At 65.4% G+C, this 24,804-nt stretch carries 22 protein-coding genes and 1 tRNA gene; 12 read left to right on the plus strand and 11 right to left on the minus strand.

Annotation, left to right across the window (positions count from 1 at the left end; genetic code table 11):
* Window positions 1-91 (plus strand): IS3 family transposase (locus CAL18_RS16910; RefSeq protein ID WP_141217736.1); only part of this gene is annotated, 91 nt, incomplete at its 5' end.
* A 446-nt stretch (window positions 92-537) separates the two neighbouring features.
* On the opposite strand, the gene CAL18_RS16915 is transcribed toward CAL18_RS16910, so the two are convergent.
* Together CAL18_RS16915 and CAL18_RS16920 are read right to left on the minus strand one after the other, a co-directional pair.
* Window positions 538-1,308, minus strand: coding sequence for a class II aldolase/adducin family protein (locus CAL18_RS16915; RefSeq protein WP_038852138.1), 771 nt, complete (start codon window positions 1,306-1,308; stop codon window positions 538-540).
* 225 nt (window positions 1,309-1,533) lie between these two features.
* Complete coding sequence (locus tag CAL18_RS16920) at window positions 1,534-2,430, minus strand: IclR family transcriptional regulator (protein ID WP_081745662.1); 897 nt, start codon at window positions 2,428-2,430, stop codon at window positions 1,534-1,536.
* A 216-nt stretch (window positions 2,431-2,646) separates the two neighbouring features.
* Between CAL18_RS16920 and CAL18_RS16925 the strand changes: the two genes are divergently transcribed.
* The gene (locus CAL18_RS16925; protein WP_026638961.1) at window positions 2,647-3,420 is read left to right on the plus strand and encodes an SDR family NAD(P)-dependent oxidoreductase; all 774 of its coding nucleotides are present in this window, start codon (window positions 2,647-2,649) and stop codon (window positions 3,418-3,420) included.
* Between the two features lie 118 nt (window positions 3,421-3,538).
* On the opposite strand, the gene CAL18_RS16930 is transcribed toward CAL18_RS16925, so the two are convergent.
* The 3 genes from CAL18_RS16930 to CAL18_RS16940 all read right to left on the minus strand — a co-directional run bounded on the left by CAL18_RS16930 (window position 3,539) and on the right by CAL18_RS16940 (window position 5,904).
* Window positions 3,539-3,615: transfer RNA gene (locus CAL18_RS16930), tRNA-Pro, on the minus strand.
* A gap of 42 nt (window positions 3,616-3,657) precedes the next feature.
* Window positions 3,658-4,623 (minus strand): octaprenyl diphosphate synthase, encoded by a 966-nt coding sequence (gene ispB / locus CAL18_RS16935; RefSeq protein WP_026638962.1) that lies wholly within the window; start codon window positions 4,621-4,623, stop codon window positions 3,658-3,660.
* 126 nt (window positions 4,624-4,749) lie between these two features.
* Entirely contained in the window at window positions 4,750-5,904 is a 1,155-nt protein-coding gene (locus CAL18_RS16940; RefSeq protein WP_094797507.1) for a fumarylacetoacetate hydrolase family protein, read from the minus strand.
* A gap of 114 nt (window positions 5,905-6,018) precedes the next feature.
* Between CAL18_RS16940 and CAL18_RS16945 the strand changes: the two genes are divergently transcribed.
* The 6 genes from CAL18_RS16945 to CAL18_RS16975 all read left to right on the plus strand — a co-directional run bounded on the left by CAL18_RS16945 (window position 6,019) and on the right by CAL18_RS16975 (window position 11,303).
* On the plus strand, window positions 6,019-6,789 hold the full coding sequence (locus tag CAL18_RS16945) for an IclR family transcriptional regulator (protein ID WP_094818384.1): 771 nt from the start codon (window positions 6,019-6,021) through the stop codon (window positions 6,787-6,789).
* Window positions 6,790-7,063: 274 nt separating this feature from the next.
* Window positions 7,064-7,375, plus strand: a complete 312-nt coding sequence (rplU, locus tag CAL18_RS16950) for a 50S ribosomal protein L21 (RefSeq protein WP_012251502.1) — start codon at window positions 7,064-7,066, stop codon at window positions 7,373-7,375.
* A gap of 36 nt (window positions 7,376-7,411) precedes the next feature.
* On the plus strand, window positions 7,412-7,672 hold the full coding sequence (rpmA, locus tag CAL18_RS16955; RefSeq protein WP_026638965.1) for a 50S ribosomal protein L27: 261 nt from the start codon (window positions 7,412-7,414) through the stop codon (window positions 7,670-7,672).
* A gap of 70 nt (window positions 7,673-7,742) precedes the next feature.
* The gene (gene obgE, locus CAL18_RS16960; RefSeq protein ID WP_094797508.1) at window positions 7,743-8,867 is read left to right on the plus strand and encodes a GTPase ObgE; all 1,125 of its coding nucleotides are present in this window, start codon (window positions 7,743-7,745) and stop codon (window positions 8,865-8,867) included.
* Between the two features lie 69 nt (window positions 8,868-8,936).
* Window positions 8,937-10,073, plus strand: coding sequence for a glutamate 5-kinase (gene proB, locus CAL18_RS16965; RefSeq protein WP_026638967.1), 1,137 nt, complete (start codon window positions 8,937-8,939; stop codon window positions 10,071-10,073).
* A 786-nt stretch (window positions 10,074-10,859) separates the two neighbouring features.
* A complete protein-coding gene (locus tag CAL18_RS16975) occupies window positions 10,860-11,303 on the plus strand; it encodes a helix-turn-helix domain-containing protein (protein WP_094818386.1) in 444 nt (147 codons plus the stop codon).
* Between the two features lie 493 nt (window positions 11,304-11,796).
* Here CAL18_RS16975 and CAL18_RS16980 read toward each other — a convergent pair whose 3' ends face one another.
* On the minus strand, window positions 11,797-12,378 hold the full coding sequence (locus CAL18_RS16980; protein ID WP_026638969.1) for a SecDF P1 head subdomain-containing protein: 582 nt from the start codon (window positions 12,376-12,378) through the stop codon (window positions 11,797-11,799).
* A 325-nt stretch (window positions 12,379-12,703) separates the two neighbouring features.
* Here CAL18_RS16980 and thiC point away from each other — a divergent pair, with 325 nt between their 5' ends.
* Window positions 12,704-14,617, plus strand: coding sequence for a phosphomethylpyrimidine synthase ThiC (gene thiC, locus CAL18_RS16985; RefSeq protein WP_094797512.1), 1,914 nt, complete (start codon window positions 12,704-12,706; stop codon window positions 14,615-14,617).
* 455 nt (window positions 14,618-15,072) lie between these two features.
* On the opposite strand, the gene CAL18_RS16990 is transcribed toward thiC, so the two are convergent.
* The 3 genes from CAL18_RS16990 to CAL18_RS17000 form a co-directional block, all read right to left on the minus strand.
* Complete coding sequence (locus tag CAL18_RS16990; RefSeq protein WP_094818387.1) at window positions 15,073-16,503, minus strand: aldehyde dehydrogenase family protein; 1,431 nt, start codon at window positions 16,501-16,503, stop codon at window positions 15,073-15,075.
* A gap of 61 nt (window positions 16,504-16,564) precedes the next feature.
* Window positions 16,565-17,977 carry an FAD-binding oxidoreductase gene (locus CAL18_RS16995; protein WP_094797514.1) on the minus strand — a complete coding sequence of 471 codons (1,413 nt, stop codon included), beginning with the start codon at window positions 17,975-17,977 and terminating at the stop codon, window positions 16,565-16,567.
* On the minus strand, window positions 17,974-18,699 hold the full coding sequence (locus CAL18_RS17000; protein ID WP_094797515.1) for a FadR/GntR family transcriptional regulator: 726 nt from the start codon (window positions 18,697-18,699) through the stop codon (window positions 17,974-17,976). Before CAL18_RS17000 ends, CAL18_RS16995 begins: the two co-directional genes overlap by 4 nt.
* 171 nt (window positions 18,700-18,870) lie before the next feature.
* On the opposite strand from CAL18_RS17000, the gene CAL18_RS17005 reads away from it, so the two are divergent.
* From CAL18_RS17005 to CAL18_RS17015, 3 genes are all read left to right on the plus strand, one after another.
* Complete coding sequence (locus CAL18_RS17005) at window positions 18,871-19,482, plus strand: glutathione S-transferase family protein (RefSeq protein ID WP_026639873.1); 612 nt, start codon at window positions 18,871-18,873, stop codon at window positions 19,480-19,482.
* Window positions 19,483-19,534: 52 nt separating this feature from the next.
* Window positions 19,535-21,610, plus strand: a complete 2,076-nt coding sequence (locus CAL18_RS17010; protein WP_094818388.1) for a pyridoxamine 5'-phosphate oxidase family protein — start codon at window positions 19,535-19,537, stop codon at window positions 21,608-21,610.
* An 80-nt stretch (window positions 21,611-21,690) separates the two neighbouring features.
* Complete coding sequence (locus CAL18_RS17015) at window positions 21,691-22,569, plus strand: LysR family transcriptional regulator (protein ID WP_094818389.1); 879 nt, start codon at window positions 21,691-21,693, stop codon at window positions 22,567-22,569.
* A 3-nt stretch (window positions 22,570-22,572) separates the two neighbouring features.
* Here CAL18_RS17015 and CAL18_RS17020 read toward each other — a convergent pair whose 3' ends face one another.
* Both CAL18_RS17020 and CAL18_RS17025 read right to left on the minus strand, forming a co-directional pair.
* On the minus strand, window positions 22,573-23,340 hold the full coding sequence (locus tag CAL18_RS17020) for a HesA/MoeB/ThiF family protein (protein WP_026639876.1): 768 nt from the start codon (window positions 23,338-23,340) through the stop codon (window positions 22,573-22,575).
* On the minus strand, window positions 23,337-24,779 hold the full coding sequence (locus tag CAL18_RS17025; protein ID WP_094818390.1) for a S41 family peptidase: 1,443 nt from the start codon (window positions 24,777-24,779) through the stop codon (window positions 23,337-23,339). The genes CAL18_RS17020 and CAL18_RS17025 overlap by 4 nt, the downstream gene beginning before the upstream one ends.
* Window positions 24,780-24,804 lie beyond the last annotated feature (25 nt).

Below are 24,804 nucleotides of genomic sequence, written 5' to 3' on the forward strand. Positions count from 1 at the left end.
ATATATCCATTACTACAATCACGAGCGCATCAAGCTTAAACTCAACGGGCTGAGCCCCGTGCAATACAGAACTCAGCTCCTGGCCACATAACGGTCAAAACCGTCCAACTTTGTGGGGTCACTTCACCTTCGGGAGTCAGACACCTACACCAAAAAGCACCAACCTCCGCTCCGGGCCTACCCTGCTAGGTGTCTGACTCCCAACGGGTGTCAGACACCCACGCCAAGAAACACCACCCTCCACTCCTGGCCTACCCCGCCCCGGTGTCTGACTCCCAACGGGTGTCAGACACCCACGCCAAGAAACACCACCCTCCACTCTTGGCCTACCCCGCCCAGGTGTCTGACTCCCAACGGGTGTCAGACACCCACGCCAAGAAACACCACCCTCCGCTCCTGGCCCCCCCCGCCCAGGTGTCTGACTCCCAACGGGTGTCAGACACCCACGCCAAGAAACACCACATCCACTCCTGGCCTACCCCGCCCCGGTGTCTGACTCCCAACGGGTGTCAGACACCTATGCAGCGTACCGATGCATCAGGTGCGATACGACGGATCGCGCCGGTTGAGCATGCGCAGCATGGCGGGCCATTCGAGAATGCCGTGCGGGCGTCGCACCTCGGGCTTGTACAGATGCTCGGTCTTGGCGACGACATCGGGATCGGGGATATTCAGCTCGGTGTTGCATGCCATGGCATCGACCTGCGCGCGGCAGGCCATTTCCAGCCAGTAGATGGTGTTGAACGCCTGCGGGATGTCGGCGCCCGTGACCAGCAGTCCATGGTTGCGCAGGATCATCGAATCGCGGCTGCCCAGGTCGCGCACCAGGCGTTCGCGTTCCTCGGTGTCGATGGCCGGACCTTCAAAGTCATGGTAGGCAATGCTGGCGAAGCGCATGGCGGTTTGTGTCAGGGGCAGCAACCCGCACTTGAGCGCCGATACCGCCATGCCGGCGCGGCTGTGCGTATGGATGACACAGTGCGCGTCGCGCCGCGCGCCGTGCACGGCGCTGTGGATGACGTACCCGGCCGGATTCACGCCGTAGTCCTTGTGCGGATTGAGCAGAACGTCGCCAGCCAGGTTGATGGTGATCAGGCTGGATGCGGTGATCTCTTCGTACAGGTACCCATAGGGGTTGATGAGCAGGCGATCGGCCTCGCCGGGAATGCGCGCCGTAATGTGGTTATAAATCAGGTCGCTCATGCCATACAGCGGCATCAGCCGGTATGCGGCCGCAAGCTCGACGCGGGTTTCCCATTCCTGGGCCGAAACGGCGGACTTCACGTCCATGGTCAGATCTTCATTCATGCGATGTCTCCTTCGCAACGAAAGGCGGGACTGTTCGCGGCGCGACATGCGCTGCTCTCTGACTACCGATGCTAGGGTGACGCGCAACCCGCCACAAGGCCGTCCGAGGCCGGCGCGGCCGCTTTTTTTCACGGCGCGAAATTTATACCGGCCGCGGCCGTGAACGATGCACATCCGACGCCTGGCAAAGCCTTAATGCACGCCGGCCGATCGGCGCCGCCCGGATCAGTATCCGCCCACATGTGCCGGAGGGCGCAACGACTGCCGCGCGTCGGCTTCGATGGCTGCCACGGCGTCGAGCATCTGTTCGTGATGGCCGGCAATGGCATTCTCGTGCAGCGTCGCATTGCTGCCGGTCAGCGTCAGGCCGGCAAACGGGCGGCCATGGGCGTCGCGTATCGCGACCCCCATGGCGGTGATCCCTGGCGCCAGGTCGCTGACGGTATAGCCGAACCCGGCCGCCGCGCTGCGCTCACGCATGCGCGCCAGATCTTTCAGGCGCGAAGATCCGCGTGAGCGAACCTCGCGCTGCGTGTTCTCTTCGATGATGCGCGAGCGCTCGTCGGGCGCCAACAATTGCAAAATGGCCAGGCCCGCCACGGCGGCGAACAACGGACGACGCGATCCCACACGGATAAGCATGCCGGCCAGATCGGCGCGAGAGCGATTCTGTGCAATGCAAACGGTGTCGTTGCCGCTGCGCAGGCTGAGACTGGCAATGCAGCCTGTACTGGCGGCGACCTGCTCCAGGCGGGGCGCAGTCAGCTCGCGAAAATGCGCGTACTCGGGCAAGGCCAGCCCCATTTCGAACAACACCTGCCCCGGGTAGTACTTCACGTCCTGCGGAAATCGCTGGGCGTATCCTTCTTTGACCAGGCAGGTCAGCATGCGATGACAAGTCGCTCTGTCCAACCCCGCCTGTTCGGCAAGATCGGACAGGCGCCAGCCGAACTCGCCGCGCGTGCTCAATGTCTTGAGCAACCAGAGTGTGCGCTCGACACACCGTGTGCCCAGCACCGTACGCGACTTCGGTTCGTGCGCGGGGCCGTCTGACGGCAACGCCGCTGCATCGATCCCCATGGCTGTCGTCGCGATGGCCGCAGGGATATCTCGCCCACCCATGTTCCTCTCCTTTGCCGTTGCGCCGGCGTTTTTCTTGTGGGTGCGGGCGTCTGCCCTGATTCTCGCCGGCCCGGGTCATTCTAGAAGCTGGGCTTCATCGCGCGTGCCGCGCGCGCGGGAAATTTCATGATATGAACTTTTTTAGCCCACCTGGGTAACCGCAGATCGCCGGCTGGGCGATAGTGGCCCGCTACGACAGCTACCCCATTCAATGCCATGCCCGACCCCATCACGCCCGAGGCCTCTTTCGATCTGACCGGCAAAACTGCCCTGGTGACCGGCTCCTGCAGCGGCATCGGCCTGGAAATCGCGCGCGGCCTGCTGCGACACGGCGCCCGGGTGGCGATTCATGGGCGCAATGTCCGGCGGGCGCAAGAGCTCGCCGAGCAACTGGGGCCTCATGCCGTGGGCTGCGCCTTTGATCTTGCGAACGCGGCGCAGCGCGAGCAAGGCCTGGCAACGGTGCGCCAGGCGCTGGGCGAGATCGACATCCTGGTCAACAATGCCGGCGTTCGCAACCGGCAACCCTTATCGGGCCTGTCGCTCGACGACATCCGGCAGGTGTTCGAAGTGAATTTGTTCGGAGCGATCGAGCTCTGCCGCGCCGTATTGCCCGCGATGTGCCGCAACCGATACGGCCGCATTGTGAACGTGTCGTCGTTGAGCGGGCATCTGGCCCGCGACGATGATTTCGCCTATCCCATCAGCAAGCAGGCCCTGGAAGCCATGACGCGGGTGCTGGCGGTGGAACACGGCAAGCATGGCGTCACCTGCAACGCGGTGGCCCCGGCCACCATTGCCACCGACTTCAACCGCACCCTGTTGACCACCGAAGCCAACCTGGCCCGCATCCGGCAACGCAACCCCCAGCAACGCACCGGCGAGCCGTCGGAGGTGGTGGGCGCTGTGCTGTTTTTTGCCTCGCCCGCAGCGTCGTATGTCAACGGGCAGACCTTGCGGGTGGACGGCGGCTATAGCGTGCAGTTCTAGCGCCCGCCAAAACGGCCCGCCATGCCTCGGCCAGGCGGGCGGGCCAAAACCGGCTTGCCAATAGAAAAAGCCAGATCAGCTGAAAACTGATCTGGCCCTGGGAATTCGACCACATAAGTGGTCGGGGCGAGAGGATTCGAACCTCCGACTCCTGCGTCCCGAACGCAGTACTCTACCAGGCTGAGCTACGCCCCGATTTGCCTGCGGCTGTTGGTACTACCAGAGCCGCCGCGCTTTTCAGCGGTCTCGATTTACCGCGAAAGCGCAAAATTCTAGCAGGGATTCTTGATAAACGGAAATCGGGAAGCCGGACAGGGCCTGGCGGGCCGCGTCGGCCTCGGTTTCGGCTGCCAGCCGGGCGTGTTCCAGGGCGTCGGTGGACTGGATGGCCTGGGCCACGGCGGCAAAATCGGCGTCGCCCGTCTTGATGGCGTCGCGGATCAGCTCGCGCTGTTGCGGGGTGCCGGTTTCCATGACGCGGATGAGCGGCAGCGTGGGCTTGCCTTCGCGCAGGTCGTCGCCCACATTCTTGCCCAGCGCGTGGGCATCGCCGCTGTAGTCGAGTACGTCGTCAACCAGCTGGAAAGCCGTGCCGATGTGGCGCCCGTAGGCTGCGGCGGCGGCTTCCTGGTCGGGCGTGGCGCCGGCCAGCACCGCGCCCACCTGTGCAGCGGCCTCGAACAGCTTGGCGGTTTTATAGCGCACCACCTGCAAGTACCGCTCTTGCGAGACGTCCGGGTCATGCACGTTGAGCAACTGCAGCACTTCGCCTTCGGCGATGACGGTGGTGGCCTCGGACAGGATCTGCATGATGCGCATGGAGCCCGCCTCGACCATCATTTCGAATGAGCGCGAGTACAGGTAGTCGCCCACCAGTACGCTGGCGGCGTTGCCGAACATGGCATTGGCGGTTTCGCGGCCGCGGCGCAGGTCGGATTCATCGACCACGTCGTCGTGCAGGAGCGTGGCGGTATGGATGAATTCCACCACGGCGGCCAGCAGCCGATGCTGGTCGCCCTGGTAACCCAGCGCCCGCGCCATCATCAGCACCATGGCGGGCCGCATGCGTTTGCCGCCCGCGCCGACGATGTAGTCGGCGATCGTCCGGATGAGTACAACTTCCGAATCCAGGCGCGCGCGGATAACCGCGTCGACGGCCTTCATGTCATCGGCAATAGGGGCGATCAGCTCAGGGAGATTCAAGACGTATCCGGCACATGACAGGGCGAGCCGACCCGTGGCTCTTTGATTCGCCGGGGCGGCGAACCGCGCCGGAACCGGGGTCTGCCGAATTATACGGGTATGCGTCGCCGTGGCCCGCCGCGCCGATCACAGCCCCCGCTTGCGCAGGCTGGCGTACAGGGCGCGCACGCCGAACGTCCAGGGCGCAATCGCGTTGCACAGGCCCACCTTGTTGACCAGCGCACCCAGCCGGGGCGTCGAAATGCGCACGGTATCGCCCTGCCGGTGCGTAAACCCGCTGCCCTTGCCATCGCGGTCCTGGGTGGGCGAGAACATGGTGCCCAGGAACAGCATGAAACCGTCCGGATACTGGTGATACTCGCTGGCCTGCCGCACCAGGTCGAGCGGGTCGCGGCTGATTTCGCGCATGTGGCTGACGCCGTCCAGCACGAAGCCGTCGTCGCCCTCGATACGCAGCGACACGTCGTCCTGCCGCAGGTCGTCCAGCGTGTAGCGCTCGTCGAACAGGCGCACGAAGGGCCCGATGGCGCACGACCCGTTGTTGTCCTTGGCCTTGGTCAGCAGCAAGGCGCTGCGGCCCTCGATGTCGCGCAGGTTGACATCGTTGCCCAGGGCAGCGCCCACCGCCTGGTTGCGGCTATTGACGGCCAGCACCACCTCGGGCTCGGGATTGTTCCATTCAGACTGGGGCAGCAACCCCACCCATGCGCCGGTGCCCACCGAAGCCATGGGCGGCGCCTTGGAAAACACCTCGGCATCGGGTCCGATGCCCACTTCCAGGTACTGGGACCACTGCCCCCGCGCCTGCAGCTCGGCCTTCAGCGCCATGGCCTGGGGCGAGCCGGGCTGCAGTTGCGACAGGTCCGACCCGATCAGCGCATGGATGCGGGCGCGCACCTGTTCCGCCTGTGCGGGGTCGCCGCCGGCCTGTTCCTCGATCAGGCGTTCGAGCAGGCTGACGGCAAAGGTTACGCCCGCGGCCTTGACGGGCTGCAGGTCGCAGGGCGCCAGCAGCACGGGCCCAGAGCTGTCGCCGGCCAGGGTACGCGTCAGCAACTCGCCCACATTACCCAGGCTTTCGCCTTTGCCCTCGCGGGCGATGGCGACGCAGTCGGGGCTGTCGAGCAGGTCGGCCACCGTGGGCGCAAGCGCGGTCAGGTCCACGACCTGCCCCTGGCGCACCACCACCACGCAAGGGCCATCTATCGGCGCTGGGCGCCACACGCGGCCAACCAGCAAGGCATGGTCGAGGTCGACGGGCAAGTCATTGAGCGGGTTCATGCGTTGTCTCCGGTGTTGGGCTCGGCGCCCTGGTGGGGATGATCGGCAAAGTCTAGAAAGCGCCCGCGGCACTGTCCAATATAATGATTTTTTATCCAATATATTGGACAGCCCGTGTCGGTATCCGATTACGACGTGCCGGCGATACGCCGCACGCACGATCTTCTGCGTACGCTCGCCTGCCAACGCACGCCATTGCGGGCTGCCGACCTGGCCCGCGCCTGCGATATGCCCCGCAGCTCGCTGTACTTGCTGCTGGATACGCTGGTGCGCCGGCGCTGGATCGACCGGGCGGGCGATGGTTATGTCATCGGGCTGGAACTCATGGCCCTGGGCACGGCGTATCTGCGGCACGACGGCCTGCAGGCCGCTTTTCGCGCCGCGGCCAGCGAGTTCGTCGAGCGGCACAACGAAGTCATGCAGCTGGCGGTGCTGGATGGCGCCGAAGTGGTCTACCTGGCCCGCGAAGACGCCCGCCGGCCTGTGCGCCTGGTGTCCGAACTGGGGTCGCGGCTGCCGGCCCATGCCTGCGCGCTGGGCAAAGCCCTGCTGGCCAGCTTGCCCGATGCCCGGTTGCAGCAGCTGCTGCCCCCGGTGCTGGCGCCCGTCACCGAGCGCACCTGCGCCGACCGCGCGACACTGCTCGCCGACCTGGCCCGCGTGCGCACCGAAGGCCTGGCCCAAGAGCACGAAGAGGTGGCGCAGGGGCTGCATTGCTACGCCGCGTACGTGGGCGAAACGGCATTGGGCAAGCGCGTGGCGGTCAGTACGTCCATCCCCGGCGACCGCCTGGAAGACCACCACGCGCAGGCCGTGGCCCTGGGCGTGCAACGGGCGGCGCGTTCCATTGCCGCGCGGGTGGCCCTGGCCCCGGAACCACGCTAAGCGCCCGGCCCGCAACAGGTTTTTGACTTTTCCACAGGCGCACGCTAGAATTTATGGTTCGGCGCGCACCGATTTTGGCGCGTGTTACGTAACGGTGCCAACTTCTGTGCCAACCTCGCTGATTCAACCCGGCAGTGCCAACCCGCATTGCCAGCTTGTGTTGTGGCGGGTGTATGCCGATGCAGTAATTGCCGTGGGCTTGCCGCCCCGGCCAACCCAGGACTCACGTCCTAGCAGTAAATACCCATAGCGGTAAAACCTAAGGAACTATCCCATGTACGCGGTCGTAAAAACCGGTGGCAAGCAGTATCGCGTTGCCGCTGGCGAAAAACTCAAGGTAGAACAGATACCTGCTGACATTGGGCAAGAAATCACCCTGGACCAGGTCCTGTCGGTGGGCGAAGGCGACCAACTGAAAGTTGGCACCCCTCTCGTCGCTGGCGCCGTGGTCAAGGCGACGGTTCTTGCGCATGGCCGGCACGACAAGGTCAAGATCTTCAAGATGCGCCGTCGCAAGCACTATCAGAAGCATCAGGGCCACCGTCAGAACTACACCGAGATCCGCATCGAAGCCATCACGGCTTGATGACTCTCCGGTACTGATTAGCAGGAGCTATTTAACATGGCACAGAAGAAGGGCGGCGGCTCTACGCGGAACGGTCGCGATTCAGAAGCGAAACGATTGGGCGTCAAGGTTTTTGGCGGCCAGCAAATCCCGGCTGGTTCGATCATCGTGCGCCAGCGCGGCACTCGCTTCCATCCCGGCACCAACGTCGGCATCGGCAAGGATCACACCTTGTTCGCGCTGATCGACGGCAAGGTTCAATTCGGCTTCAAGGGCCCGTTGAACAAGCAGGTCGTGTCGGTGGTTGCGGCCGAGTAACGGTCTACCGTTAACTACACGGCAAAAGCCCTGTCGCATGCGGCAGGGCTTTTTTGCTTCAGGAATACATATGAAATTCGTAGACGAAGCCACCATCGAAGTCATCGCCGGTAAAGGCGGCAATGGCGTGGCGAGCTTTCGCCGCGAAAAATTCATCCCCAAGGGCGGGCCCGATGGCGGTGACGGCGGGCGCGGCGGCAGCATCTTTGCCGTGGCCGACCGCAACATCAACACGCTTATCGACTTCCGCTACGCGCGCCTGCATCGGGCCAAGAATGGCGAAAACGGCCGCGGCTCCGACCAATACGGCGCGGCAGCCCCTGACATCACCCTGCGCGTGCCGGTAGGCACCGTGGTGTACGACGCCGACACCGGCGAACAATTGTTCGACCTGAGCCACCACGACCAGAAGGTAACGCTGGCCGCCGGCGGCCAGGGCGGCATGGGCAACCTGCACTTCAAGTCCAGCGTCAACCGCGCGCCGCGCCAGTGGACGCCGGGCAAAGAAGGCGAGCAGCGCCGCCTGCGGCTCGAACTGAAGGTGCTGGCCGACGTAGGCCTGCTCGGCATGCCCAATGCCGGCAAGTCCACGCTGATCAGCCGCATTTCCAATGCGCGCCCCAAAGTGGCCGATTACCCGTTCACCACCCTGCATCCCAACCTGGGCGTCGTGCGCACCTCGCCGTCGCGCAGCTTTGTGGTGGCCGACATTCCCGGCCTGATCGAAGGCGCCTCTGAAGGCGCGGGCCTGGGTCACCTGTTTTTGCGGCACCTGGCGCGCACGCGGGTGCTGCTGCACCTGGTGGATATTTCGTCGGCCGACCCGGACGTCGACCCCATCGAACAGGCTGTGGCCGATGCGCGCGCCATTGTCGAAGAACTGCGCCGCTACGACCCCGAACTGGCCGCCAAGCCGCGCTGGCTGGTGCTGAACAAGCTGGACATGGTGCCCGCCCCCGAAGACGCCCGCAAGCGCTTCATCGAACTGTTCGAATGGCAAGGCCCGGCGTTCGGCATATCGGGGCTGAGCGGCGACGGCACGCAAGAGCTGGTCTGGGCCCTGCAAGACTACCTGGACGAACAACAGCGCAAAGACCACCTGGCTCAGGATCAGGCCGATGGCACCTATGTGGCCGAAGATCCGCGCTTTGATGAAACGCGCAGCGATGCGACGCCGCGCGGCGGTGACGAATAAGCCATAATCGCACTTTCGTCTGTCGCCGCCTGCGCGGCGGCCCACCGATCATCGCAACACCCGGCCATCATGACTGCCGACTCTACCGCCGTCTCTGTTGTCGCCTCTGCCACGCGCATCGTGGCAAAGGTCGGCTCATCCCTGGTTACCAATGAAGGGCGCGGCCTGGACCGCGCCGCGGTGGCACACTGGGCCGCCCAGATCGCGGCGCTGCGCCAGCAGGGCAAGCAGGTAGTGCTGGTTTCCAGCGGGGCCATCGCCGAAGGCATGGCGCGCCTGGGCTGGCGCAAGCGGCCCTCGGTAATGCATGAGCTGCAGGCCGCCGCCGCCGTGGGCCAGATGGGCCTGTGCCAGGCCTACGAGGCGGCCTTCGCCGAATACGGCCTGCGCACGGCGCAGATCCTGCTTACCCACGAAGACCTGGCCGACCGCCACCGCTACCTGAATGCGCGCAGCACCCTCTTTGCCCTGCTGCGCCTGGGCGTCGTGCCCATCGTCAATGAAAACGACACCGTGGTCACCGATGAAATCCGCCTGGGTGACAACGACACGCTCGGCGCGCTGGTCACCAATCTGATCGAGGCGGATACGCTGGTCATTCTGACCGACCAGCGCGGCCTGTACGATTCCGACCCACGCAAGAACCCCGATGCCCGGTTCGTGGCCCATGCGCAGGCCGGCGACCCCGCGCTGGAAGCCATGGCGGGCGGCGCCGGCACAGGCATAGGCACCGGGGGCATGCTGACCAAGATTCTGGCGGCCAAGCGGGCAGCCCACAGCGGCGCGGACACGGTGATTGCGTCCGGCCGCGAGCCCAACGTACTGACGCGGCTGGCCGGCGGCGAATGCATCGGAACCGAGCTTCAGGCCGTGTTGCCGGTGTGGTCGGCGCGCAAGCAATGGCTGGCCGACCATCTGCGCCTGCGCGGTCGGGTGATCCTGGACGACGGCGCCGTACGCGCCCTGCTGCACGAGGGCAAAAGCCTGCTGCCCATCGGCGTGGTGGAGGTGCAGGGCGAGTTCGGCCGCGGCGACGTGGTGGCGTGCGTGGACATGCACGGCAACGAATGCGCGCGCGGCCTGATCAATTATTCGTCGGCCGATACTCGGCGCATTCTGCGCCAACCGTCGTCACAGATTGCCCGCATTCTGGGCAGCATGACCGACCCCGAGCTGATGCATCGCGACAACCTGGTGGTGGTGTAGCCGCGTGAACGTCAGGCGCGGCGCCGCCATCGGCCAGCAGGATATAGCCCCACTGCCTGACCGCCAGCAGCGGCAGCTGCACGCCCAGCCGCTGGGCCTTGGCGCGCAGGCGCGACACCAGCACGTCTACGCTGCGCGACGATTGCCGCCGGGCTGATCGTCGGGGCGGCGCGCAAACCAGTTGTTCCCGCGGCAAGCGGTGTCCGGGCGCCCCCAGCAGGCGCAGGAAGAAAGCGCTTTCGGCGAAAGTCAGGGGCAGGCGTTGGCCGTGCGGCCCGGCCAGAACCCGCCCCCCTTCGGCCAGGCGCCAGGCCGGCGAGTTCGCCTCGGCAGGCGGCGCGACACCGTCGCGCAGGCGCAGCAGCGCGCGCCCCAGGCAGGCCAGTTCGCGTACGTCGATTTCCAGCGGGCAAGCCATGTCGGCGCCCGCCTGCAAGGCCAGGATGCGCGATTCGACTTCGCCATAGGGCGCAAGCACGATCAGAACCGCCTGCGGCGCGCCATTGCGCGCCGCGACGATCAGGTGGCGCAGGGACGCGGCAGGCGCATCCAGCAGGACGACCTGCGCCGGCCCGGTACGGGCCAGCTCGCCCAGGTTGCCGGGCGCACCGTCGCGCACCGACCAGCCCACAGAGGCCAATGACCGCACCAGCTGCGGTCGGCGAGGCGAAATGCCGCCCTGGATCACGATGGCTTCTATCGTCTGCATTGGCCGCCTGGGAGAAAAATTACAAACGTAATAATTTAGATCGCCAATGTAATTCCTTAGCACGGTTCAATCGGCCGGTGAAGACATTTTCGGACCGATTGAAGCACGCCCGGGTGCTGCGCCAACATACCCAGCAGTCGCTGGCGCGTGCTTGCGGGTTGTCGCAAAGCACGATTGCCAGCTATGAAAACGGCGAGCGGCGTTCAAGCCGCTCGTTACGCAAGATTGCCCAGGTATTGCGCGTGGAGTCCGAATGGCTGGAAACCGGCAACGGCCCGATAGACCGGCGCACGGTCTATACCGCCCCGGATACGCCCACACCGGCGGGCAGCAAGGTGATGGAAGGCGACGCGCCAGGCAGCCCGCCGCCCTTGACGCCCTGGCCGTTTCCCAGCGTGGCGCCGTCGCAGGTCAACGCCCTGCCCGCCTCGGCCCGGCGGGAATTGGACAAGTGGTTGCGGATGATGGTGGATGGCTATCTGCAATCGTATGGCGAGGCCAGGCGACGCAAGGGCCGATGAGCCGGGCGACTGTTTCCCGGCGTGCGAGCCCGGAATTTTGTTTCTGTTTATGTAGCGCGCCCACCATTAACCACCGCGTTCTAGCGGGAAGGTGTCTGACACCCTTCGGGAGTCAGACACCGTATGCGATAAGGTCCGGACGTAGCGACGCGGTGTCTGACTCCCGAAGGGTGTCAGACACCATCGTGAGCACCGGCTCGACAGCAGACAAGTCCGGTTTCGGCAGGAACGGTCGGACGCCCGGACTGTGGATGGCCCTGTTCCGTCGCATACGGTGTCTGACTCCCGAAAGGTGTCAGACACCATGGTGAGCACCGGTTTGGCAGCAGACAAGTCCGGTTTCGGCGGGAACAGCCGGACGCCCCGATCGTGCGCATACGGTGTCTGACTCCCGAAGGGTGTCAGACACCATGGTGAGCACCGGCCCGACAGCAGACAAGTCCGGTTTCGGCGGGAACAGCCGTGCGCCCGGACCTTGGATGGCCCTGTTCCGTCAAGGCGCCTTGGAGGCCGGCGCGGTGGGGGCGGCCGGCGAGGGCGGGGTGGCGCTGGCGCCGTTGGCCGGGGCGCCCTGGTCGCCGCGGATCTTGGCGGCGATTTCGGAAGCGGCCTGCGCCGACGACACGCTGAAAGCCAGCACGCCGCGGTTCAGCGGCTCGGCGATGCGGGGCGCGGCGACCAGTTCACGGTCGATGACCAGTGCCAGCATATTGCCGATGTTCTGGCTGCTGACGTCATTGAGCTTGCGCGCGCCTTCTTCGGTAAAGCGCAGGCCCACGAAGTTCTGGCCTTCGCGATCAACCAGGGCGGCCGCTTCGGTCAGGTCGGCGCGGGTCAGCACGGGCTGGCGCTGCATGAACAGCGAGCCGTCGGGCACTTTTACTTCCATCAGGCCGGGACCGCCCTGGGCCTGGGCCACGTAGAACTCCACCACCGATACCGTGGCTTGCTGCGTAGCCTGGGGCTGGGGCTGGGCGGCGGCATCGGCGTCTTTCTTGGACGCCGTCTGGCAGCCCGCGAGCACGAGCGACATCACCGCGAGAGCCGGAGCCAGTTTACGTAGAGACGTTTGCATATCGGTATTCCTTCTTCAATGACTGGGGGCTGGCATGCCAGGCTACGTGCTTCCCGGCGTTACAAAAAAGTGTACAGGTCTGGGGCGTGGTCCGCCTAGCCCCAAGCGTATGCATATGTAAAGCGACAATACGGCCTATACTGCGGATTCGCGCAGGGGTACTCGCTGGCCGGCAACGGTCCGCGTGTTGAGAGAGTCCCTTCGTACCAGTACGGATAATGCCGATGCTGGGAGCGTATTCCGTACCTGGCGCACACGGCCTTTCCGGCCGGTCCAGCTCGGAATCCTTCCCGATTCGGCTCCAAATTCACCATTGGAGCTTTCCATGAACGCCAATCCCAAGTTCCTGGCAGCCACGGCGGAAGTCGATGCCGCTGCCGTCACGCCGCTTCCCCAATCCCGCAAAGTGTACGAAACCGGCACGCGTCCGGATATCCGCGTGCCGTTTCGCGAAATCGCGCAGGACGACACGCCCACCATGTTTGGCGGCGAGAAGAATCCGCCCCTGACGGTGTACGACACGAGCGGCCCCTATACCGATCCGGACGTTCGTATCGACATCCGCCGCGGGCTGCCGGCCCTGCGCAAAGCCTGGATTGAAGAGCGCGGCGACACCGAACTGCTGGACGGACCGTCCAGCGCATACGGCCGCGAGCGCCTGAACGACCCGAAGCTGACCGCCATGCGCTTTGACTTGCAGCGCCCGCCGCGCCGCGCCAAGGCGGGCGCAAATGTCACGCAGATGCACTACGCACGCCGCGGCATCATTACGCCGGAAATGGAGTTCGTGGCCATACGCGAGAATCTGCGCCGCGAACATTACCTGGAGACCCTGCGCGCCAGCGGCCCCGACGGCGAGAAGCTGGCGCGCCGCCTGACGCGCCAGCACCCCGGGCAGTCGTTCGGCGCATCCATTCCCGATGTGATCACGCCGGAATTCGTGCGCTCGGAAGTTGCGCGCGGTCGGGCCATTATTCCGGCCAACATCAACCATCCGGAAATCGAGCCGATGGCCATCGGCCGCAACTTCCTGGTCAAGATCAACGCCAACATCGGCAATTCGGCCGTCAGCTCGGGCATTGCCGAAGAGGTCGAAAAAATGACCTGGGCGATCCGCTGGGGCGGCGACACGGTGATGGACCTTTCCACAGGCAAGCACATTCACGAAACCCGCGAATGGATCGTGCGAAATTCGCCTGTGCCCATCGGCACGGTACCCATCTACCAGGCGCTGGAGAAAGTCGACGGCAAGGCCGAAGAACTGACGTGGGAGATCTTCCGCGACACCCTTATCGAGCAGGCCGAGCAAGGCGTGGACTATTTCACGATACACGCGGGCGTGCGCCTGCCGTTCATCCCCATGACGGCCGATCGCATGACAGGCATCGTGTCGCGCGGCGGCTCGATCATGGCGAAATGGTGTCTGGCCCATCACAAAGAAAGCTTCTTGTACGAGCGCTTCGAAGAAATCTGCGAGATCATGAAGGCGTACGACGTGAGCTTTTCGCTGGGCGACGGGTTGCGTCCGGGCTCGGGCTATGACGCCAACGACGAGGCACAGTTCGCCGAATTGAAGACGCTGGGCGAGCTGACGCAAGTTGCCTGGAAGCACGATGTGCAGGTCATGATCGAAGGCCCGGGCCATGTGCCCATGCACATGATCAAGGAAAACATGGATCTGCAGCTGGAACACTGCCACGAGGCGCCGTTCTATACGCTGGGCCCGCTGACCACCGACATCGCGCCGGGTTACGACCACATCACGTCGGGCATCGGCGCCGCGCTGATCGGCTGGTATGGCACCGCGATGCTGTGCTACGTGACGCCGAAGGAACACCTGGGCCTGCCCAACAAGAAAGACGTGAAAGACGGCATCATCACGTACAAGATCGCCGCCCACGCTGCGGACCTGGCCAAGGGCCATCCGGGCGCGGCGATTCGCGACAATGCACTGTCGAAAGCGCGTTTCGAGTTCCGCTGGCAAGACCAGTTCAACCTCGGGCTGGACCCCGACACCGCCCGCGAGTTCCATGACGAAACCCTGCCGAAGGACTCGATGAAGGTGGCGCACTTCTGCTCGATGTGCGGCCCGCACTTCTGCAGCATGAAGATCACGCAGGACGTACGCGACTACGCAGCAGCGCAAGGTGTTGCCGAGCAAGAGGCCTTGCAGAAGGGTATGCAGGAAAAAGCGGTCGAGTTCGTGAAGAAAGGCGCGGAGATTTACCACCAGACGTGATCGCTCGGGGGGTGTCTGACACCTTCGGAGTCAGACACCTGGGCAACCTGGGTTGCCTTGGAAGCGGACCGTCTGCCGTCGCGAGTGGTGTCTGACACCTTCAGGTGTCAGACACCGGGGGGCCCGGGTTGCCTTGGGAACGGGCCGTTGGCCGTCGCGGGGGGGTGTCTGACACCTTCGGAGTCAGACACCTGGGCAACCTGGGTTGCCTTGGGAACAGACCGTTGGCCGTCGCGGGGGGTGTCTGACACCTTCGGAGTCAGACACCGGGGGAACCCAGGTTGCCTTGGGAACAGGCCGTTGGCCGTCGCGGGGGGTGTCTGACACCTTCAGGTGTCAGACACCGGGGGAACCCGGGTTGCCTTGGGAACGGCCTGTCTGCCGTCACGGGTGGTGTCTGACACCTTCAGGTGTCAGACACCTATGTGTGGCGGGCGGCGCCGGCGATGCCGGATCTAGGCAGCGGTGTAGGCGGTTTTGACGGTGGTATAGAACTCGGCGGCGTAGCGGCCTTGCTCGCGCGGGCCGTAGCTGGAACCCTTGCGGCCGCCGAACGGCACATGGTAATCGACGCCCGCCGTGGGGCAGTTGACCATTACCATGCCCGCCTGCGCGTCGCGCTTGAACTGCGTGGCGTACTTCAGCGACGTGGTGCATATGCCCGCCGACAGGCCGAATTCGGTGTCGTTGGCCAGTTCCAGCGCATGTTCGAAAGAGTCGGCTGGAATGACGGTGGCCACCGGGCCGAAGATCTCTTCGCGGCTGATGCGCAGGCTGTTGTCGCAATCGACGAACAGCGCCGGATTCATGTAGTAGCCATCGGCTGCACGCTTGACGCGCTCGCCGCCATAGGCAAGCCGGGCGCCTTCGTCGCGGCCGATCTGTACGTACTTCAGGTTTTGCTCGAGCTGGCTGTCGTCTACCACCGGGCCGATGTCGGTGCCCGGCAGCAGCGCATCGTCGATCTTGAGGGTTTTCAGGCGTTCCTGCACGGCCTCGACAAAGCGCGGATAGATGCCCTTTTGCACGATCAGACGGCTGGAGGCGGTGCAGCGCTGGCCGGTGGAAAAGAACGCCCCGTTGACGCAGCTTTCTACCGCAACCTTCAAATCGGCGTCGTCGAGCACCACCATGGGGTTCTTGCCGCCCATTTCCAGCTGCACCTTGGCCATGCGCATCATCGCGGCCTGGGCCACGCGGCGGCCGGTCGCGACAGAGCCCGTGAAGCTGATCGCGTCTACACGCTTGTCGTCAAGGATGGTTTGACCCACGATGCCGCCACGGCCCATCACCAGGTTGAACACACCCGGCGGCAGGCCGGCGCGGCTGAGAATTTCGGCCAGCGCCCATGCGCTGCCCGGCACCAGGTCGGCGGGCTTGAACACCACCGTATTGCCATAGGCAAGCGCGGGCGCGATTTTCCAGGCGGGAATCGCGATGGGGAAGTTCCACGGCGCAATGATGCCGACCACGCCCACCGGTTCGCGGGTCACGTCGGCCTCGATGCCCGGTCGCGTCATGGGCAGCTTTTCGCCCTGGATGCGCAACGCTTCGCCGGCGAAGAACTTGAAGATATAGCCCGCGCGCGTGGCCTCGCCGATGCCCTCGGGCAAGGTCTTGCCTTCTTCGCGCGACAGCAGACGGCCCAGTTCTTCTTTGCGCGCCAGAATCTCGGTGCCCACCGCATCCAGAATGTCGGCCCGACGCTGGCCGGTGGCTCGGGCCCATTCGTATGACGCAGCACGGGCCGCGGCGATGGCATCGGCGGTCTGCGCCGCGTCTGCCTGCGCATACTCGCCCACTACGTCGGCCAGGTTGGAAGGGTTGATGTTGCTGCGCGTGTCGATGCCTTCGACCCACGCTCCGTTGATGTAGTTGGCATGCATATGTCTCTTCCTTCAAGTAAATGTGCAAAACGCGTTGCGCCGCCCCGGGCGGGCGCCGGACTTACAGCAGCTTGCCCGGGTTGAGGATGCCCGCAGGGTCGAGCAGGCGCTTGATATCGCGCATCAGGCGCAGTTCAAGGGGGTTCTTGCTATGCAGGAAATGGTCGCGCTTGAGTTGACCGATTCCGTGTTCTGCGCTGATGCTGCCCCCGTAGCGATTGACCTCGTCCAGCACGACATCGGTTACGGCCGCACCGTGTTCGGCCGCCCATTCCCGGGGAGCGCCGGCCGGGCGCGACAGGTTGTAATGCAGGTTGCCGTCGCCGAAATGGCCGAAGATGAAAGGCCGCACATCGCCATGCGACTGGCGCAATCTGGCTTCGGCCGATTCCATGAAATCGGGGATGCGCTCGATGGGCAGCGAGATGTCGTGCTTGAGATGGGGGCCTTCCGCGCGCAGCGATTCGGAGATTTCTTCGCGCAGCTTCCACATGGCCTGCAGTTGCGCAAGCGACGCGGACACGGCGGCGTCCAGGCACAGCTCGCGTTCCAGGGCGTCGCCGACCACGCTCTCCAGCAGCGCATTCAGGGCCGTTTCGTCGGCCGTGTCCGCCAGTTCGATCAGCACATAGCCTGGATAGCGCTGCGCGAAAGGATTCTGCACGCCCTGCGCGTGGGCCAGCACCAGTTCAAGACATTCGCCGGTAAAGAATTCGTATGCCTGCAGCCGCGGCCCGCACTGCTCGTACACCAGCTGCAATAGCTGCAGGGCCTGCCTGGGCGACTGCACCGCCGCCAGCACCACGGAGCGCACGCCGGTACGCGGAAACAGGCGCAGCGCCACGGCCGTGATCACGCCCAGGGTGCCTTCGGCGCCGATCAGCAACTGCTTCAGGTCGTAGCCCGTGTTGTCTTTGCGCAGGGTGCGCAGGCCATGGAAGATTTCGCCGGTGGGCAGCACCGCTTCGATGCCCAGCACCAGCTCGCGCGTCATGCCGTAGCGCACCACATTGACGCCGCCGGCGTTGGTGGAAACGTTGCCGCCGATCTGGCATGAATCTTCGGCAGCCAGGCTGAGCGGCAGCAGGCGGCCGGCCTCGTCGGCGGCGCGGCGCAGGTTGCCCAGTATGCAGCCCGCTTCGGCCACCATGGTGTTGGCGATGGTGTCGATGGAGCGCACCTGGTTCATGCGGTCCAGCGACAACACGACGTTGGCGGCACCCTGGTCGGGCGTGGCGCCGCCGCACATGCCGGTGTTGCCTCCGCGCGGCACCACCGGCACGCCTTCTTGCTGGCACAGCGCCAGGCATTGTGCGACGTCTTCGGTGCGGCGCGGCCGAACCACGGCCTGGGCGTTGCCTCGGTACAGGCCTCGCCAGTCGCTTAGCCAGGGCGCGATATCGTCGGCCGCCGTCAGCACGGTATCGGGACCCAGCGCCTGCACCAGGCGCTGCGGGAATTCAGTGGGATTCATGGTGTAGACCCGGATTGGATAGAAGAGAAATCGAGCCGCAGCCGCTCGGCGGCGCGCTGCAGATGCCGTACGGCAGCCGCCCGTGCGCGCGGCGCGTCGCGGTCGGCAATGGCCTCGTACAGCGCCACGTGTTCGCGATATACGTCGGCGGCAAGGTTGGCCTGATGCTGCTGCGTGTTTTCGCGGGCGATGCGTACGGCGGCGCGCACTTGCAAGTTGAGGTACTGCAGCAACTGCTGGTAGTAGGTGTTGTGCGTGGCCACCGCAATGGCCGCGTGAAAGCCGATGTCCTGCTCCACGCCCTGTTCATCGGCATGGTATGCGGGGCTTTCCAGCGCGGCCAGGCAGGCCGCCATTTTTTCGAGGTCGGCGTCGTTGCGGCGCAGGGCGGCCAAGGCCGCCGCGCCGCCTTCGAGTTCCATGCGCAGTTCATACACGCAGGCCAGTTGGACGCGGTCGAGCGCGACCCGGCCGGGCACCTGGAAGCCCCGACTGGCCGTGCGCGACACCACGGTGCACCCGGCGCCCTGCCGGCTTTGCACCAGCCCCTGGGCGCGCAGCCGCTCGGTGGCCTCGCGGATGACGGCGGCGCTTACGCCATAAAGCTGCGACAGCGCCTTGCCTGCGGGCAACTTGGTGCCCACCGGGTAACGCCCGGCGGCAATGTCGGACGCCAGCTTGCCGGCGACCTGTTCGGTCAGGGTTAGCGACTTGGTCAGCATCCCGGTATTGTACGATGTCTTCAGGTTATCTGAGAACTTTAGTCGCGAAAGCCAGATTATTCCGTTGAAAGCAATTATCAAGTGACAAAACAGCATATTCACGACTTTCATCGAGGTAACTAAGCTCTCGTCATGGCCCGGCACATGCCGGCCTCTCTGACGGAGACCCCGATGAAGCTCTACCACCACCCTCTTTCCGGTCACGCCCACCGCGCCCGCCTGTTCCTTGGACTGCTGGGGTTGCCTCACGAACTGATAGAAATCGATGTGACCCGGCGAGAGCACAAGACGCCGGAATTCCTGGCGCTGAATCCGTTCGGGCAGATTCCCGTGCTGGACGACGATGGCGTGATCGTTGCAGACTCGAACGCCATCCTGGTGTACCTGGCCAAGAAAGCCGGACGGACCGACTGGCTGCCCGAAGATCCGGAAGGCGCCGCCCGGGTGCAGCGCTGGCTGTCCGTCGCGGCCGGCGAAGTCGCGTACGGGCCCGGGGCGGCCCGCCTGGTGGCGCTGTTTGGCGCCCCATTCCATGCCGATGAAGTCATCGGCCGGGCGCATGCGTTGCTGGAAAAACTGGAAAACCACCTGGCCGGGCGGGACTGGCTGGCTGCCGGCCATCCCACGATCGCCGACATCGCGATCTATAGCTACGTTGTGCGCGCACCTGAAGGCCATGTCGACCTGGACGGCTACGCCGCCGTAAACCGCCTGCTGCGCCGGATAGAAGCACTGCCGGGCTTCGTGCCGTTTGCCCACACCCCTGCACAACCGGCGGCCTGAGCGGCGCCGGCACGCCCAGCGCTTTCCGCCTTACGCTTACCGGACGCCAACAATGACAGCCATCCTGCCCAAGCTGCCCGCCTGGCACGCGGGCGAGACCTTTCTTCAAGAAAATCTGGGGGTGGCCGAGCGCATGCGGGAACTCGGACAGCGTGTGATCCGCGATTACATGCCCGACCAGCATCGCGAGTTCTATGCGCAGTTGCCCTTTGTCGTGCTGGGTTTGGTCGATAGCGATGGCGACGCCTGGGCAACGCTGGTATGCGGCAAGCCGGGGTTCATGGCGTCGCCCACGCCGACGACGCTGCACATCGCTGCGCGCGCCGATGAAGGCGACCCTGCCGCGGCCGGCCTGCGCGTCGGCCAGTCTATCGGGCTGCTGGGCATCGAATTGCATACTCGCCGGCGCAACCGCATGAACGGAATCATTGCGGCGCTGGACGATGAGATGCGCGTCGACGTCGACCAGAGTTTCGGCAACTGCCCGCGCTACATCCAGCTGCGCGACTTCGCGTTCACGCGCGACCCTCGCGAGCGCGGGGATGCGCCGCGCGTGCGCCTGGACGGGCTGGACGCTGCGGCGCGGGCGCTGATCGAGGCGTCCGACACATTTTTTGTGGCCTCGTACGCCGACCGCGAAAGCCGCCGCCAGGTAGACGTATCGCACCGCGGCGGCAAGCCCGGCTTCGTGCGCATCGACGAAGACGGGCTGCTTACCATCCCCGACTTCGATGGCAACCTGTTCTTCAACACACTGGGCAATATCGTGCACAACGGCAAGGCGGGCCTGGTGTTCGTGGACTTCAGGACGGGCGACATGTTGCAGATGAGCGGCGATGCGGCAGTGATCCTGGATTCGCCGGAGATTGCGGCGTTCGAGGGGGCGCAGCGCCTGTGGACCTTTCGCCCGCGCCGCGTCGTGCAAAGCGCCGGCGCATTGCCGCTGCGCTGGTCGGTCCGCGAGCAAGGCGGGTCGCCCCATACGCTGATGACGGGCGACTGGCGGCAAGCCGCAACACGGCTGCGCCCCAGCCAACCCTCGACACGCTGGCGGCCTTTTGCGGTGACGCGCATCGTTGACGAAAGCGCATCGATACGATCATTTCACCTGGAGCCGGCGGACGGACAGGGGGCGCCGCCGCACATTGCCGGGCAACACCTGCCCATACGCGTCGGCCTGCCCGGCGGCGCGCGGGCGATACGCACCTACACATTGTCTGTCGCGCCGTCAGACGGAGGTTATCGCATCAGCGTCAAACGCCAGGGAACCGTTTCGCAATACCTGCACGACCGTATCCGCGCGGGCGACGTCATCGAAGCCGGCAGGCCGGCGGGCCAGTTCACCATGTCTGCCGCATCGGACAGGCCCGCCGTGCTGCTGGCGGGCGGCGTGGGCATCACGCCCCTGCTCGCCATGCTGCGCCATAGCATCCATGAAGGCCGGCGCACCGGACACATGCGGCCCGTCGTGCTGTTCTACGCCGCGCGTTCGAAGGCCGAGCGCCCCTTCGATGCCGAACTTTCCGAGCTGGCCGCCGCGTCGCACGGGGCGCTGCGGCTGGTGCGCGTGCTTGGCGACACAACCGGCGCGCAGGAAGGCCGAGATTATGACGCAGCGGGCCGCATCGATATGGCGCTGCTGGCGCGCCGGCTGCCGTTTGACGACTGCGATTGGTTTCTTTGCGGCCCGCCGCCGTTCGTGCAGGCCCTGTACAACGGACTGCGCGGCAACGGCGTGGCCGACTCGCGCATCCATGCCGAAGCGTTCGGCCCGGCGTCGCTCGTGCGCACGCCGGATGCCCCGGGCACGCCCGCGTCCCCTGCCCCGGCGCGGCCCGCGCCTGCTGCCGGGCCCGTGCCGGTGATGTTTCTGGAGTCGGCAACAGAGTCACGATGGACGCCCGGATCGGGTTCGTTGCTCGAACTGGCCGAGGCATGCGGCCTGGATCCGGCTTTCGGCTGCCGCACAGGAAGCTGCGGCAGCTGCAGGACCCGGCTGCTCAAAGGCGCCATCACCTATACGAAGGAACCGACCGCCGCGGTTGCCGCCGATGAAGTGCTGCTCTGCTGCGCGGTGCCGGCGCAACAAGACGCCGACCGAGCCCAGGCGGTGCACCTGGCGCTTTAGCGCGCCGCCCTTCGCGCCATGGCGGCCGGGGCCGGGCCACGTAATATACAAGGCGGATCAACATGCGGGAGAAGCCCCGAATGGACCGCTGGCAGGCAATGCGCATCTTCGTAAAAGTGGCCGAGACGGCAAGTTTCGCGGGGGCGGCCCGTCAACTGCAGATGAGCGCGGCTGCCGTGACACGCGCCATTGCCGCGCTCGAAGACGCCATAGGCGCGCGACTGTTCGTGCGCACGACACGGTCGGTAAAACTCACGGAGCCCGGCGGACGATACCTGGACGATTGCAGGCGCATCCTGGCCAGCATCGAAGAGGCCGAAGCCGCCGCGGCCGGCTTTTATGCCGCCCCTTCCGGAACGCTGTCGGTCACTGCCCCGGTACTGTTCGGACGCATGTACGTGCTGCCGGTCGTGCACGAATATGTGCAGCAGTACCCCAATGTCGACTGCCGCGTGATGTTCGTCGATCGCCAGGTCAACCTGATCGACGAAGGCATAGATGTGGCGGTACGCATCGGACACCTGCAGGACTCAAGCTTCGCCGCGGTACAGGTGGGCACGGTGCGACGCGTGGTGTGTGGCGCGCCCGAGTACTTCGAACAGCATGGGGTTCCGCTGACGCCCGCCGATCTGAAAAAACACCGGATCGCGGCGTCGACGGGGGTATGGGGTTCGCCGGAATGGCGCTTTGCAGGTGACCAGCGCGTCACCATACACAACTGGCTGCAGTTCAACACCAACGATTCGGCCATCGACACGGCGATGGCTGGCCTGGCACTGACGCGGCTGCTGCACTACCAGATCGAGCCGGCCCTGCGCGAAGGGCGCCTGCAGATTGTGCTTGCCGATTATGAAGACCCGCCGCTGCCCATACACGTGGTCTATACCGAAGGCCGGCAGGCCCCGGCTAAAACGCGAGCGTTCGTAGACCTGGCGGTGGCGGCGCTGCGCGGACGCTGACGGCTATGCCGCTGCGGCGGGCGCCCTGTGGCCGCACACCTGGCATTCGGGGTCGCGCTGCACATTGACGCTGCGCCATTGCATCGTACGCACGTCCAGCCACAGCAGCCTGCCTGCCAGGCTTTCGCCGATGCCGGCCAGCAGCTTCAGGGCTTCGGCGGCCTGCGTGGCGCCGATGATGCCCACCAGCGGCGCGAACACGCCCATAGTGGCGCAGTTGGCCTCTTCGACTTCGTCGGCCTCGGGAAACAGGCAGTGATAACACGGGGAGTCGTCGCGCCGCAGGTCGTACACGCTGACCTGGCCGTCAAAGCGGATGGCCGCGCCGGACACCAGCGGCTTGCGATGCTGCACGCAAGCCCGGTTGATGGCGTGCCGGGTGGTGAAGTTGTCGGTGCAATCGAGCACCAGGTCGGCGGCCGCCACGGCGTCGCCCAGGCGTTGGCCGTCCAGGCGTTCGACACGGGCGGTGACACGGGTTTCGGGGTTGTACGCCGCCAGCGTGTCGCGCCCCGATTCGGCCTTGGGCCGGCCCACGCTGGCATTGACGTGCAGGATCTGGCGCTGCAGGTTGCTGAGCTCGACGGTGTCGTCGTCGGCCAGGGTGATATCGCCCACGCCGGCGGTGGCCAGGTACAGCGCGGCGGGCGACCCCAGGCCGCCCGCGCCGATGATCAGGACCTTGCCGGCCAGGAATTTTTCCTGGCCCTCGATACCCAGCTCGTTGAGCAGGATATGCCGCGCATAGCGCAGCAGTTGCTGGTCGTTCATTTGGCCTTGGCGGGCTCGACTCCGGACGGCGTGATGGTCAGGCGCTCGGGGTCGCCGCTGCCCGCCGCGGCCGATGCCTTGGCTTGCGCGCGGAGATTGCCCTTTTGCACCGGCTTGCCGGCCAGCAGATTCAGGGCCTGCTGCAGCTGGAAGTCGTCCTTGCCGCCGAACTCGAACATCTTGGCCGCGGGCGGCGGCGTGTCGAGATCGAGCGTGGATTTGATCTCGTCGCTCTGGTTGTTGGACAGGTGGCGTTGCAGATCGGCTTCGCGCGGCAGGCGGAACAGGTCGCCATCGGCCGTGTCGGCCACTACGTAGTCGGGCTCGATGCCGGTAGCCTGGATGGAGCGGCCGCTGGGCGTGAAATAGCGCGACGTGGTGAGCTTGACGCCGGTGTCCTGGCTGAGCGGCAGGATGATCTGCACCGAACCCTTGCCGAACGTGCGGTTGCCGAGCACTTTGGCGCGCTTGTGGTCTTGCAGCGCGCCGGCCACGATTTCGGAGGCCGAGGCCGAACCCACGTTGACCAGCACCACCATGGGCACCGTCTTGACCCACGCCGGCAGGCCCGCCAGGTAATTGCCTTCGCCGCGCGCATATTCGGCCGGCGTGGCCAGGTACTTGTGGCGTGAATCGGGTGTGCGGCCATCGGTGGACACGACCAGCACATCGGGCGGCAGGAACGCTGCGGACACGCCGATGGCGCTGGTCAGCAGGCCGCCGGGATCATTGCGCAGGTCCAGGATCAGGCCCTTGGGGGCGCCCTTGGCGCCCAGCTCTTTGAGCTGGCGGGCCAGGTCGGAACCGGTTTTCTCCTGGAATTGCGCGATGCGCACGTAGGCGACGCCGCCATCGAGCGTCTTGCTGCGCACGCTGCGCACCTTGATGATGTCGCGCACGATGCGCACCACCACCGGCTGCGGGTTGTCGGCGCGCATGATGGTCAGCGTGATAGGCGTCTTGGGCGCGCCGCGCATGAGCTTGACGGCTTCGCTGAGCGACATGCCCTTGGTGGGCGTGTCGTCGATCTTGATGATGAGGTCGCCCGCCAGGACGCCTGCGCGCGCAGCCGGAGTGTCTTCGATGGGCGAGATGACCTTGACGAAACCGTCTTCGGCGCCGACCTCGATGCCCAGGCCGCCGAATTCGCCCTGGGTGCTGGTCTGCATATCGCGGAACGCGTCGGCATCCAGGTAGGCCGAGTGCGGGTCTAGGCTGGACACCATGCCGGAGATGGCATTGTTGATCAGGGTCTTGTCGTCGACCGCCTCGACGTAGTTGTTCTTGATGGCGGCAAACACATTGCTGAGCTGCCTGAGCTCATCCAGCGGCAGGGGGCTGCCACGCTGCGCGAGCGCAGTGACGCCCAGGCTGAGCAAAATGCCCGCCACCGCGCCGATGGCGACCAGACCGAAACCGCGAAACTTGCGAGTGCCCATGCACACTTCCTGATATTGATACCGG

The organism is Bordetella genomosp. 7 (genome assembly GCF_002261415.1).
Taxonomy (GTDB): domain Bacteria; phylum Pseudomonadota; class Gammaproteobacteria; order Burkholderiales; family Burkholderiaceae_B; genus Bordetella_A.